This is a genomic window from Oceanobacillus sp. FSL W7-1304 (assembly GCF_037969805.1).
GTDB classification, from domain to species: domain Bacteria; phylum Bacillota; class Bacilli; order Bacillales; family Amphibacillaceae; genus Oceanobacillus; species Oceanobacillus profundus.
The window spans coordinates 2,971,084-2,985,179 of record NZ_CP150211.1 but is presented as its reverse complement, the minus strand read 5'-3'; the positions used below and the strand labels follow the sequence as shown (position 1 = coordinate 2,985,179).

12 protein-coding genes are annotated in these 14,096 nt (G+C 38.4%); 1 reads left to right on the top strand and 11 read right to left on the bottom strand.

Annotation, left to right across the window (positions count from 1 at the left end):
* Positions 1–108 precede the first annotated feature (108 nt).
* Entirely contained in the window at positions 109–1,443 is a 1,335-nt protein-coding gene (locus tag NYE61_RS15020) for a 6-phospho-beta-glucosidase (RefSeq protein ID WP_303446999.1), read from the bottom strand.
* Positions 1,444–1,662: 219 nt separating this feature from the next.
* On the opposite strand from NYE61_RS15020, the gene NYE61_RS15015 reads away from it, so the two are divergent.
* Positions 1,663–2,388 (top strand): MurR/RpiR family transcriptional regulator, encoded by a 726-nt coding sequence (locus tag NYE61_RS15015; protein WP_303447000.1) that lies wholly within the window; start codon positions 1,663–1,665, stop codon positions 2,386–2,388.
* A 50-nt stretch (positions 2,389–2,438) separates the two neighbouring features.
* Here the strand turns inward: NYE61_RS15015 and NYE61_RS15010 are convergent, their stop codons facing one another.
* The 10 genes from NYE61_RS15010 to NYE61_RS14965 form a co-directional block, all read right to left on the bottom strand.
* On the bottom strand, positions 2,439–2,663 hold the full coding sequence (locus NYE61_RS15010; RefSeq protein WP_095310383.1) for a hexameric tyrosine-coordinated heme protein: 225 nt from the start codon (positions 2,661–2,663) through the stop codon (positions 2,439–2,441).
* Between the two features lie 128 nt (positions 2,664–2,791).
* On the bottom strand, positions 2,792–4,237 hold the full coding sequence (locus NYE61_RS15005) for a 6-phospho-beta-glucosidase (protein ID WP_303447001.1): 1,446 nt from the start codon (positions 4,235–4,237) through the stop codon (positions 2,792–2,794).
* Positions 4,238–4,399: 162 nt separating this feature from the next.
* Complete coding sequence (gene ascB / locus NYE61_RS15000; protein ID WP_303447002.1) at positions 4,400–5,830, bottom strand: 6-phospho-beta-glucosidase; 1,431 nt, start codon at positions 5,828–5,830, stop codon at positions 4,400–4,402.
* A 99-nt stretch (positions 5,831–5,929) separates the two neighbouring features.
* A complete protein-coding gene (locus tag NYE61_RS14995) occupies positions 5,930–7,849 on the bottom strand; it encodes a beta-glucoside-specific PTS transporter subunit IIABC (protein ID WP_303447155.1) in 1,920 nt (639 codons plus the stop codon).
* A gap of 225 nt (positions 7,850–8,074) precedes the next feature.
* Positions 8,075–8,932, bottom strand: a complete 858-nt coding sequence (locus NYE61_RS14990; RefSeq protein WP_118888333.1) for a PRD domain-containing protein — start codon at positions 8,930–8,932, stop codon at positions 8,075–8,077.
* Positions 8,933–9,288: 356 nt separating this feature from the next.
* The gene (locus tag NYE61_RS14985) at positions 9,289–9,444 is read right to left on the bottom strand and encodes a hypothetical protein (RefSeq protein ID WP_168927265.1); all 156 of its coding nucleotides are present in this window, start codon (positions 9,442–9,444) and stop codon (positions 9,289–9,291) included.
* A gap of 121 nt (positions 9,445–9,565) precedes the next feature.
* Positions 9,566–10,315, bottom strand: coding sequence for a hypothetical protein (locus tag NYE61_RS14980; protein ID WP_339315909.1), 750 nt, complete (start codon positions 10,313–10,315; stop codon positions 9,566–9,568).
* A gap of 107 nt (positions 10,316–10,422) precedes the next feature.
* The gene (locus tag NYE61_RS14975) at positions 10,423–10,929 is read right to left on the bottom strand and encodes a type 1 glutamine amidotransferase domain-containing protein (protein ID WP_339315907.1); all 507 of its coding nucleotides are present in this window, start codon (positions 10,927–10,929) and stop codon (positions 10,423–10,425) included.
* A 446-nt stretch (positions 10,930–11,375) separates the two neighbouring features.
* The gene (locus tag NYE61_RS14970; protein ID WP_339315905.1) at positions 11,376–12,416 is read right to left on the bottom strand and encodes an ABC transporter ATP-binding protein; all 1,041 of its coding nucleotides are present in this window, start codon (positions 12,414–12,416) and stop codon (positions 11,376–11,378) included.
* Positions 12,413–14,095, bottom strand: coding sequence for an iron ABC transporter permease (locus tag NYE61_RS14965; RefSeq protein WP_339315903.1), 1,683 nt, complete (start codon positions 14,093–14,095; stop codon positions 12,413–12,415). The genes NYE61_RS14970 and NYE61_RS14965 overlap by 4 nt, the downstream gene beginning before the upstream one ends.
* Position 14,096: the final 1 nt, after the last annotated feature.

Here is a 14,096-nt window from a genome sequence, read left to right as displayed (position 1 = left end):
TCCGAATAGATAACAGTTTAACGTGACAAAGCAATACAGATTTCAGCTGAAATCTGTATTGCTAGAACCCTTGTCAATGCTGGCACTTACTCAGGTGCCAACACCAGCTTATTGTACTACTCTCTCTTTTTGAAAAAATTGAGGAAGGTGTTCTTTATGCGCCTCCATCATTTCGTCTACAATTTGTTTCGCAATTGCGTCACTTGGTGTTAATGGGTTAATCGCTAAAGCAAGTACTGCTTTATTATAATCGCCTTCTACAGCTGCTTCTGCCGCAATACGTTCAAATGACTTAATTTGCTGGACAAGACCTCGGGCAGCAATGGGTAGATCTCCTATCGCTAATGGAATTGGACCATCCTTTGTAATAACACAGCTGATTTCAACTGCTGATTCATCTGGAATACTAGCAATTGCACCACGATTCATCGTATTTACTGGTTGAATGTCACGCTTGTCGTTATAAATAGATGTAATCAAGCGAACGGCTGCATCCGAATAATACGCTCCACCACGTTCTTCTAATTGAGGTGGTTTGATATTAAGGTTTTCATCTTTATACAGCTCGAACAATTCTTGCTCCAACTGTTGAACAACCTCAGCACGAGTACCCTCTTCCCTAGAGCTTTCCATCGCTTTATCGAGCATTTCCTTCGATTTGTAGTAGTACATATGGTATGGACATGTCAACGCATCCAACGATTGAATAAACTCAGGCTCCCATCCCATTCCATCTATATTCTTAACGAAGCTGCTATTTTCTGGATCAGACAATTTTTTGATAACTTCTTCCTTTACACTTTCTCCATCCACATAGACATCTAACCCATAAACCATGTGATTTAGCCCGGCAAAGTCAATTCGGATTCGCGAATGATCGACATCCAATAATTTGGCAACGCCCATTTCCATTCCGATCGGCACATTACACAATCCAACAACCTTTTTGATGTTCGAGTAGCGCAACACGGCTTCTGTTACCATACCTGCAGGATTCGTAAAGTTGATTAACCATGCATCTGGACATAACACTTCCATATCCTTACAAATATCCAGAATAACAGGGATCGTACGTAACCCTTTAAACAAACCACCAGGTCCATTCGTCTCCTGTCCAAGCACACCATATTTCAATGGAATGCTTTCATCTTTTGCACGAGCATCTAGTAATCCTACACGAAATTGCGTTGTTACAAAATCAGCATCCTTTAACGCTGCTCTTCGATCTAGTGTAAGATGAACATCAATTGGAAGACCTGCTTTGTCAATCATCCTTTTCGCTAAGTTTCCTACGATTTCTAACTTTTCCTTTCCTGCTTCAATATCAACTAACCATAACTCTTTAACCGGGAATTCATCATATCGTTTGATAAATCCTTCTACTAATTCTGGGGTATAACTCGATCCCCCACCAATCGTTGCAATTTTAATACCTTTTGTCATACACTTTGCACCTCCAGGTAATGTAGCAATCCAATATAAGTACTATATTTCAATTGTAGCTACATTTCCTAGAGCCGTATATAAACTCTGAGCATCTAGTTCGGATTGACGTCAGAAGTCATTTGTTTCATAAATGTAACGACATGTAACTTATTACATGTTAAGATGAAAGTGTATAGTCTTTAACAAATTATCTCTTAAAAAGGAGAATCCCCTCAAATGTTTACACAGGACATGATTGCTTCATTTAATGAGTTAGAAACTTCTTTATACAATTATATTAGTCAAAACGCTGATAAGGTCGCATATATGCGAATCCGCGAGCTGGCAGACGAGACCCATGTATCCACAGCTACAATTTTACGTTTTTGCAGAAAGATAAATTGCGAGGGTTTCTCAGAATTTAAAGTAAAGCTTAAAATGCATTTAGAAGGAAATAAAAAGACAGTACTAAAAGGCTCCCAGCATTCTGTTATGGAGTTTTTTGAGCGAACGTTAAAAGGGGATATAGAGGAGAATATAAGGGAAGCTGCAAATCTAGTTGTCCAAGCAGATAGTGTTATTTTCATTGGAATTGGAAGCTCGGGTATTCTTGCTGAGTATGGAGCAAGATATTTCTCAAGCCTAGGCAAATTTTCAATGTATATTAAAGATCCTCACTTTCCCATTCACTCCAAGTTACGTTATAACAGTGTAACAATTGCATTATCTGTCTCAGGAGAAAATAGTTTCACTGTTACACATTTGAACCAGCTTAAACAAGAAGATAGCAAGATTATTAGTATTACAAATCATAAGCACTCAACCATTGCAAAAATATCAGATATAAATATCCCCTACTATGTAACCGAGGAATGGTATGAAGGTGCCAACATAACGACGCAAGTGCCTGTAATTTATATTCTAGAATCAATGGCCCGTGAAATGTATAAATTAAATAGATAAGGACTCTGCCAACACGAAATTTGCTGGCAGAATCCCGCTATTCTTTTTGTTTACTTCCAATAGTTATTTGCAGCTGCCACCGTTTGAAAATGAATCGCAATAACCTCCGACACCATGATGAGGCTATCCGCATCCCTCGCATACTTTTTCCGCAACTTTTTTCTAACTTCTGCTGAAGGCTGTGTATACACAACACCCTCCCTCGCTAATTTTATCGCCAACTCATATCCTTTTTGCGGTGTTGGCGTTTTTAAGCTTTTTAGCCAGTCACTCATTCGTAATCCTCCCTTAGGTTTATACCATAATCTATAAAAGGGAGGGTGAATATATTCGAGAAATTGGCGGGTTTTTTAAACAAAATGAAAAAAGGACAGGTTTCCCCATCCCTTGTCTTACAAATCACTTATAATGCTTCACCATTTGATGCAATCACACTTTTATACCAATCAAAGCTTTTCTTTTTCGTACGCTTTAATGTTCCATTTCCTCCATTGTCTCGGTCAACATAAATATAGCCGTAACGCTTTTTCATTTCCCCAGTGGATGCACTAACGATATCAATTGGACCCCAGCTTGTATAGCCAATGATATCGACTCCATCCTCTATTGCTTGACCCATTTCAGCAATATGCTGTTTCAAATAATCAATTCGGTAGTCATCGTTGATTATACCGTCAGCATTTATTTCATCATTTGCACCGAGACCATTTTCTACAACGAATAGTGGCTTTTGATAACGATCATATAATTGGTTTGCTGTAATGCGGAACCCTTTTGGATCAATTGTCCAGCCCCATTCGGATGTTTCTAAATATGGGTTTGTAACAGAGCCAAATACGTTTCCACTTGTTTTATCGTTTAAAATCTCCGGATCGGTACTAGTCGTTCTGCTGGCATAATAACTGAATCCAATATAATCAACTGTATGATTCTTCAACAGTTCTGCGTCTTCGTCTTCCATTTCTATTGTTAGATTGTTGTCTTTAAAGAAGCGTTTCGCATAGCCTGGATATTCTCCTCGTGACTGAACATCAATGAAGAAGAATGATTCACGGTCCTTTTCCATCGCCTTGTAAATGTCATCCGGATTACATGTATACGGATACGTCTGTCCAGCAGCTAGCATACAGCCAATTTTTGCATCTGGGATAATCTCATGGCATGCTTTTACAGCACGTGCACTTGCAATGAGCTGATGGTGTGCTGCCTGATATTTAATTTGTGTTTCATTTTCCCCTTCTTTAAAGACAAGTCCAGCACCAACAAACGGCATATGCAACAGCATATTAATCTCATTGAATGTCATCCAGTATTTTACTTTGTCCTTATATCTCGTGAAGATTGTTTTTGCATATGTTTCAAAAAAGCCTACAAGCTCTCTGCTTTTCCAGCTGCCATATGCTTCAACTAAGTGAACTGGCACATCAAAGTGGGCCATTGTAACGACCGGTTCAATTTTATGTTTTAATAACTCATCGAATAAATCATCATAAAATTGCAATCCAGCCTCATTTGGTGTTTCATCATTACCGTTCGGAAAAATACGTGCCCAGGAAATGGATACACGCAATGCTTTAAAGCCCATTTCGGCAAATAATGCAATATCCTCTTTATAATGATGGTAGAAGTCAATAGCCTTATGTGATGGATAAAATTCATTTTCATCTGGTGTGAATGAATCTATCTTTCCAATTGCAATCTGCCAGCGTTTTTCTCCGGTTGGCATTAAATCTACTGTCGTTAGACCTTTCCCGCCTTCTAAATACGCACCCTCTACTTGATTGGCAGCTAAAGCGCCACCCCATAAGAATCCTTCTGGAAATATTGACATGTTAAGTCTCCTTTTCATATCTATTATTTTAGAAAACTTGGCATTCGCAAGCCTTTGGGCGAATGACTTAGTTGCACTTATGCAGACAAGAAAGTTTTATACTTTCTTATCTGCCAAAAGGAAAGGCATCCGAAGATACGCTTTCCCTTTTAAATTTAGTTCAATTAACTTCGCGTAAACCTATAGATTCTCACCATTTGAATCAATAACATCTTTATACCAGTAAAATGATTTTTTACGTTTACGTTCTAATGTTCCAGTGCCATCATCATGCTTGTCTACATAGATAAATCCGTAACGCTTGGACATTTCACCGGTTGAAGCACTGACTAAATCAATGCATCCCCAGCTGGTGTAACCCATTAGCTCTACACCATCTTCAATTGCTTCGCCCATTTGTTTCATATGTTCACGAAGGTATTCGATTCGGTAATCGTCCTGAATGGATCCATCTTCTTCCACTTTGTCATAAGCTCCTAATCCATTTTCTACAATAAATAGAGGCACTTCATATCTGCCATACAGCTTATTTAAGGAAATACGCAAACCTACTGGGTCAATCTCCCAGCCCCAGTCACTCGCTTGCAGGAATGGGTTTTTAACTCCTTGCATAATATTTCCTTGAATGCCCTCTTCATTCGATTTATCTTTCTTCTCTGTGCGAGACATATAGTAGCTAAAGCCGATATAGTCTACCGTACCTTCTTTCAGAATATCTAGGTCGCCATCTTCCATTTCTAATTCAATGTTATGCTCTTTGAAATATCGGTTGATAAATGCTGGATATTCTCCTCTTACTTGAACATCTGCACAGAAGTAGTTAAATAATTCCTCTTCCTCTAGAGCATGCATTACATTTTCAGGTTTGCTATCGAAAGCATATACCGGAGCATAAATAATCATGCAGCCAATTTGTGCCTCTGGCATTATTTCACGACATAATTTGACCGCCTTTGCACTTGCAACAAATTGGTGATGGAATGCTTGGAATGTAGGTTGATATTTATCCGCTTCTTTTTGGATTGCGAAACCAAGCCCCATTATCGGCATCATTAAACCGCTATTAATCTCGTTAAATGTCATCCAGTATTTTACTTTTCCTTTATAACGGTTGAAAATCGCTTCTGCATATCTTTCAAAAAATGTAATAACTTCACGACTTCTCCAGCCACCATATTCTTTTACTAAGTGTACAGGCATTTCATAATGTGAAATCGTTACGACCGGTTCAATCCCATGTTTAATTAATTCATCAAATACACGGTCATAAAACGCCAATCCTTCCTCATTTGGCTCAATCTCGTCCCCATTCGGGAAAATTCTTGTCCACGCAATTGACGTACGGAAAACTTTAAAGCCCATTTCGGCAAATAATGCAATGTCCTCTTTGTAACGATTATAGAAGTCAATTGCGTCATGGTTTGGATAATATTTATTCGGGTCAATTTCAAAATCAAATCCTGGATTACCTAAAATCTCTAAACGCTCTTTTCCACCTGGAAGTACGTCCGCTATATTTAACCCTTTATTCCCTTTATGGAAACCACCTTCAAATTGATTGGCAGCTGTTGCGCCACCCCATAAAAATCCTTCCGGAAATTGTTTTGCCATTCTTTATTCCTCCTATTAACCATTAGTTGTTAAGCAGTAATTGATCTTTATATAAAGGGATAGGCTTCACTTATCATGAAACGCCTCCTATTGCATGGATTATTTTACTTTCAGCTCGATTAATATATCCTGAGCTTTCACTTCTTGTTCGTTAATCGTTGATATCTCAAATTGATCTTGGTTTGTAACAACCACTGGTGTCGTCAATGGATATCCCGCTTCTTTAATTGCTTGTCCATCAAATTCAATTAATAATTGTCCTTTTTCGACGTGGCTGCCTTGCTCCGTATGGGCTGTAAAATGTTTTCCATCTAATTGGACCGTATCCATCCCAACATGAATTAAAATCTCTGCCCCATCATCCGATGTAATACCAATTGCATGGTTTGTAGGAAATAGTACAGAAATCGTACCAGATACTGGCGCAACTACTTTACCTTCAGCAGGCTCTATTGCGACACCTTGTCCTAATGCTCCTGAAGCAAAAGCTGTATCATCAATATCTGCTAATTTTTTAACTGTTCCGTTGAAAGGACTACCAATTACTTGATCTTTTCCGTTTTGAGCACCCTTCACTACTACTGGTTGAGTAGATCCTGCTCCAGTATCCTCATTTTTGTTAATACCGCCAAAGAAATAAGTTAAAACAAAGGCCAAAACAGATCCGACCACTAAAGCAATAATAGCGCCGAAAAATGCCCCATTTAATCCTTCTTCAGGATGAATAAAACTTGGAACCTGGAATACACCAAGACCAGCCATTACATACCCTTTCGTTCCAAAAATCCCTAGTAAGGCACCACCAATTGCTGATGAAATTAATGTGAAAATAAATGGTCTTTTTAGCGGTAAAGTGATCCCATACATACCAGGCTCTGTTACACCGAATAATGCTGAAATTAAAGCTGGTGCACTAAGTGATTTAGTTTTTTCGTTTTTTGTTTTTATCCAAATAGCAAGAATAGCAGCAGCTAATGCAAAGGAATGAACAAATATTAAAGCTAAGATTGGATCTATACCTCCAACCGCAAAGTTATTGATAGCAATTGGAACAAGTCCCCAATGAAGTCCAAACATAACAAACACTAACCACAATCCACCAAGGAATGCCCCTGCAATAACTGGACTTAAATCATAAACCCAAATTGTTGCTTGACCTAATAACTGGCTCGCCCAAGTTGCAATCGGACCAACAACAATAAAGGTTAAGGGAGTAATAATTAACATCGTCAGCATTGGAACAAAAAATGTTTTTATTACATCTGGAATAATTTTAGTTAAGCTTCTTTCTAACTTTGCTGCAAAAAACGCTGCAACAATGATTGGAATAACGGACATCGAATATGTCATCAGAATAACCGGAATCCCTAAGAACTCAATATAAACAGGTGATTCAAACATCGTTCCCGCAAATAAGGTGTACAGCGGTTCATTTGCTCCAGGTATTCCCTCAAGTGCAGGATATACCAAAGCCATGGCTATTACGGCTCCTAAGAACGGTGTTCCACCAAACTTCTTCATAGCCGTGTAACCTAAGAGAATTGGCAGGAAGTAGAACAGACCGTCGCCAATGGCGTTTAGGATTTGATAGGTTCCACCTTCTATATCAAGCCAGCCAATTGCAACAAATAAAGCAGTAAAACCTTTCGTCATACCCGCTGCGACTAATACACTGAGTATTGGAGTAAAGATCCCGGAAATCATATCAATAAAACGGTTGAATAAACTCCCTTTTTCTTCTCCACCTTCAGCATCAACTGGCTGTGCAGCTTGGAAGCCACCTTCCGACACTACTGCTTTATATACATCTGGAACATGATTCCCAATTACTACCTGGTATTGACCACCACTTTTTCTCGTGGTAACAACACCCTCCATATTATTTAATACCTCTGTATTCGCTTTACTTTCATCTTTCAATTTAAAACGAAGACGTGTAATACAATGAACAACACTATTAACGTTTTCTGCCCCACCGACATTTTCGATAATGTCTTTTGCCAATTGTTCATACTTCATCATGGTTCACCTTCCCTTTACGTAATTCATTTAGTGAAATAAAAAACCTGAACCAATTTGAATAGCACACATCATATGTGTTCTTCAAATCAGTCCAGGTTATGCCCAAAATAGGTAACATTCCTAAATTTATATATTGTTTTTATTGTTAATTAATTAACGCTTTTAATTTAACACGACTTTAATACTAAGTCAATAGTTTTAAAAAGCGTTTTCATAAGAAGATTAGTTTTCTTCTGATTTTGTCTGACGATAGGTTACCCGATGGATATGAATGGTTAAATAGACCTTCTCATCATTGGAAATTTCCCAATTATAATGATTCGCAATGTATGCTGCTATTCTTTCTGTACATCCAAATGCTTTTGCATACTTTTGTTGTATCTGTTCATATAGAAAATTGTCATACATTTCATCTTGTTTTTCTTTTCGAATAAAGCGAATCGCAAAGAAACGGAGATGGGTTAAGAATCGGTCATAATTAATCGATTCTTCATCTAATTCAATTTTGAAGTAGTATTTTACGATTGTTAAAATCGTATTAACCATTTCTGTAACTTGAACTGCAGCCCCCATGCTTTCACCAGAAAGCTGACTATTAACAAGATGGAGTGCGATAGACGCAGCTTCATCCTCCTCAAGCCTCACACCTGTTTCCTCTTCGACAATTTCAAGTGCTTTTAAAGCAATCTGAAACTCTTGCTTATAGTATCTGCGAATTTCCCAGAGTAGGGGATTTTTCAAATCAATCCCATTTTTATGCCTAGTAATCGCAAAGCTCAAGTGATCGGTTAGTGCTATATACAAATAGTCGTCCAATTTATACGTTAGGTGGGATTTGGCTAATTCGAGAATTTTATAAGAAAGATCCAAATAAACTTCGGAAACATCTTCCATTAATTCAGCTAATTTATTAGCAACTCCTGCGTCCTCCAGAATAAAGGTTTTTTCAATTTTAGCAGCATCAACAGCATCTCCTGGCTTTTTCTTAAAAGCAAGACCTCTGCCCATTACAACTACCTCTTGTTCTGCTTCATCTGTAGCTAATAAAACATTATTGTTTAAAATCTGTTTAATTTCCATTTGCCTTCCCACCTGAATAAAGTATTTATGAAAAATATCAGGAAATAAAAAACCTGAATTAGTTAAAATTGCAGCGTAATTCCCCCACAAATTTAATTAATTCAGGTTTTGCCTGCCGAACAGTAACAATCCTTATTTAATTCTATTATATATGATTGCGGTTTCAATTGCAATATACCCACTTGAAAAGTTTGTGACTAATTACTTAATAAGTTAAATTCAATAGGCTTTTTATGCTATTCATGGTGAAAACAAATAATAGAATCGCGCTTAACTAAATCTAAATACATATTTTCTTGTCGACGTTCTCACAATATAAACACCCCTCTTTCATAGAAAGGAATAATATACTCCCACTACTTTATAATCTGAGCAAGAAAGGATTGCACCGATTCAGGCAATAGACGAAAGAATAATCCTCGGTATTTAATATCCGCTAGACCAGCAACAGCAATCATGCATGCTGCAAGTAGAATTAAAGGTGATTTTCTCTTTTTAGAAGTGTTGTTCATTGCTTCTCCTCCGTTAGTACATTTGTTTCTAGTTTACTATAAAAAGATGTATGATGAGCGTTAGATTTTTACCCAAAAATATCTGAGAATCTTCTTTTAAATCATTCCAGAAAGGCTCTCATCAATCGAAAAAGGACTGTATCCCAATATATACCGACAGCGGCTCTTTCCTGCCATTTGTATGCCACTCTTGATACGCTTTAAAAACTTGTTTCACATCATGATTAGCTTGTTCTTCCACTAAATACTTTACAGCCAAAAAACTGCGCCAATAATCAAACATAATACTCGTCAAACTACCTTGATAGCTAGCCTCTCCAAACGCATCAATAGAGTGATGTCCATATGGATCCTTAAACATCTCTACCAGTTCTGACTCTACATTTGTTATTTCGTTGAACGCTTCTTCATCTAAAATTAACTTCTTTGATAAATATTCGCACATGCCTTCTTCAAACCAAATGCTATTTTCTCGGTCATCATCGAACTCATCAACAAATAAATCGGAGTGATGCATTAATTCGTGTCCAACTATCGCAAAAATATGTTCTTCAGAAAGATTCTCGTAGAATGCCTTGATACGCGGATGTTCACGCCCTTCTAACTGTTGAACAAATAAATTCCTCCAATATCTTACATCTGGAGAAATATAAATGATATCCTTATTCGTAAAAGCAGGAATCGGAATTTCTGAGAAAGTGGTTGTTGCTAATTCACCCGTTGTCCATACAATCGCCTTTGGTAAATCGTTTAATGCGTAGTTTTGCTCCAACTCCTGCTGGTACGTGACCAATTTGTTTTGGAACCTTTCGATGGTATCCTGGTATTTTTCATAATCTCTTTTCGACTCAAAGGCGTAGATTTGTTTCATTTTGGTCTCTCCCTAACCTAAAAAATTCATATATCACATAGTACTTCCGCTTCTGCCCGTATAAAAGGATCCCTCCCAATACTAGAAGAGATCCCCTCGAAACAATCTTATAATTTATTTAAAATTTCTTTAATAAATGCCGGTTCATCCTTAGGTGTACGAGAAGTGATAATATTTCCATCAACCACTACCTCTTGATCTAAAAAGTTAGCTCCAGCATTTTTCACATCATCACGGATGCCAATGTAAGAAGTTGAATTTACTCCATTCAGGATATCCGCGCTAATCATTACTTGGGGACCATGACAAATACCAGCAATCACTTTTCCCTGTTCATGTGCTTGTTTAACAAATTCCACCACTTCGTCACTCACACGAAGCGCTTCTGGAGCTGATCCACCAGGAATAATAACCGCATCATAATCGTCAGCCTTCACTTCACTTATGGAAAGCTCGGAAGTATACGCTGCCGTACCTTTCTTCCCTTTAAGCTCCGTACCCTTTTCAAGTCCTACAACAACCGTTTTGTGACCCGCTTCATTCATTGCATCATACGGATTCTTCATTTCTGAATCTTCATAACCATCCGCAAGTAGAAAACATACATTTGCCATCTTTTATCCACTCCTCCGCAATTAAATTCAAGCTAATACTATATGATTTAGTAAGAAAATTCAATCAAAATGATACAATGACTTCTTTTATGATAAGAAATAAATCCGAATTTGGTCTTAGATTACCCACATAATTGATTGGAAAGTCGATTACTCGGCTATATACGTAAAACCTTGTATACTAGTAGTTAGGAATATAACAATAATTCAGAATCCGTATACACCCCTAAAAGGAAAGGTGAAGAGTATCATGTTTGACGTAAAGGTTACAAAAGAAGAAGACAAAATCGTAATTAAATGGCAGCTACAAAAGATTAAAATTCCTATTTCAGAGATTATAGATGTAACGAATGATGAATCTTATGCTGGTGAAGACAAAACAGCTAATAGGATTGGATATCCATACGGAACAACAGATCGAGTCCAAACCGTGCTTCCATACCCCTTCACATGCTTGGAACAATCCCTACCCCCTCCCCAATTTCAAACTGCTCATGAAGTGGCAAGTCAACAACAATCTCTTGTCCACTGACATCAACTACATATTGATACTCCTTTCCTTGGAACTGCTTCGTAACAACTGTCCCTCGAATCTGGCTTTCATCCGATGTAGAAAGACGAATTTGTTCCGGACGCAGTGCATATAGGTTCTGCTCCTTTAGATTTTCTGAAATACCGCAATCCTCCCATGTTACAGAGACATTCTTATGCATAAATGTCGAGCCATCCCAAGTTCCTTCGAACAGATTAGCTTTCCCAACAAATTTGGCTACAAATGGGGTTTTCGGTTGATTATAGATTTGTTCTGGTGTACCAATTTGCTCAATCTTACCAGCGTTCATCACTACAATTCGATCCGCCATCGCAAGCGCTTCTCCTTGATCATGTGTCACATAAAGTATCGAAGCTTTCGTTAGTCGATGCAGCTTTTGAATCTCATGACGCATCTCAATCCGTAATTCCGCATCAAGGTTGCTGAGTGGTTCATCCATCAACAACAGCTGTGGCTCCGGTGCAATCGCTCGCGCAAGTGATACACGCTGTTTTTGTCCACCGGAAAGTTCACCAGGCATTCGGCTGCCGAACTGCTCTAAGCCAACTATTTTCAACACTTCATCAATTCGCTCTTCCGCCTTTTTCTTTTCCTTAAATGCAGGTCCAACAAAACGGTGGTATTTCATGGCAAACTGTACATGCTCTCGAACATTCAAATGGGGCCAAAGAGCAAATGACTGAAAAACCATGCTGACATTTCTGCGCTCTGGCGGGATAACCTTCTTAGCTGTGGCTGCCTTCTTGTTATCGATTTGAATTGTACCATCTGTTGGAGATTCAAATCCCGCGAGCAGTCGGAGCAAGGTTGTTTTCCCACATCCAGATGGTCCTAAAATAGCAAGAAACTCGCCATCCTTTACGGTTAAATTTACATCTTTGAGCGCTTGAAAGCTGCCGAATTTTTTATTAATATGAATGATTGACGTAGTCATTTCCCTTTTTCCACCTTTCTTTTCCGAAGTGCCCCACTAGCAAATAACAGAAAATAACCGACAATGATTAGGCCGACAATTAAGCTCGAAAAGGCTGTTGAATATAGTGTATACCCCGACTGCTGGAAGCTTAAGATCGCAACACCAATTGTCTCTGCATTTGAGGAATACAATAAGGAAGATACGGTAAGCTCTGTTAACGCGCTTAAAAATACGAGCATTGCACCACTTAAGACGCCTGGTGCGATTAATGGAATCATAATTCGCTTCCACTTTCCAAATCCATTCGTACCATTAATCCGCGCTGCCTCTTCAACCTCCTTATCAACCTGCTGAAAAGCGGTAATACCACTGCGCACCTGTAAAATTAAAAATCGTGTTACATAGGCGATATATAAAATGGCAGTCGATCCATAAATACCGGGATTCCAACCAGGAATGGGCTCCATCCATGCAAAAATCATTGCCAACGCAAGCACCATTCCAGGCAAAGCATACGGAATCGTAATTGCATATTCCTGAAGCCTCATCGTTACGTTTGGTTTCCGAACACGGTAATAGCTAAAGATCGTACCGACAATAATCCCAATCACGGTCGTTACACCAGCCAGTTTAAGGCTCGTGAAAATTGATTCGACCGTAGAGTTCCTGGATAAAATATAAGCGTAATTTTTCAAAGAGAAGTTTTCCGGTACAAAATCAAGTCCATAGGCATTCAAAAATGATGTCATAACCATTGAGATGAAAGGAAAAATACTGGTCATAGCAAAAAACAGCCAAATCAAAATCTCCGCTATTAGCTTTTTCTTTCCTAAATGATAGCGTGGGCTATAATCCAGTTTAGTTGTCTCAATCGGTTTTGACTTCCGTAACAATATCCATTGGAGACTGATTCCAATAATCGCAATCACTCCAAGGATGACAGACAGTACAGCGGCTTCGTTAAAGGCAGAAGGTCCAAAGCCAATGACTTTCTGATAAATATATGTCGAAAGCACTGAAATATTGGCTGGTGTTCCTAAAAAGGCAGGGATTCCGAAGTTATCTAACCCTCCAAGAAATGCGATAAACGACCCACCAACAACTCCTGGCATTGCCATTGGAAAGACAATTTTGGAAAAAGCTGTCCATCTTGATGCACCAGAGATACGTGCTGCCAGTTCCATTTCACGTGGAATTTTTCGAAAGACATTAACCGTGAATAAATAGACGAGCGGAAAATGGCTAATCCCCATAACAAAGATAATGCCAGACATACTATAGAGATTCCACGATGGAAGCTGATCCAGCATTTTCGTCAATAACCCAGCAGGGCCGAAAAATTGCACCCATGCCAGGGAAGTTATGTAAGATGGGATAATAAATGGCAAAAAGATAAACAGCTGTACAATCCCTTTCATGCGTATATCGGTATAGGCTACCATCCAGGCAAAAGCTGTACCTAAGATGAGTGAAATAATCGTTGATCCGACCACCACAATTAACGTGTTTTGTAATACCTGCCACGTCCGACCATCTGTTAAAATCGCATGATAATAATCGAAGTTAATTCCTTCATCACTCAGAAAGCTCATAATGATGAGTCGGATAATCGGGATAATAAAAAAGATGATGATTAACCCAATTGCCAATACTTTATAAAGCTTTCTATTGAAAAAGCCAGAGGAAATAGCGCTCATG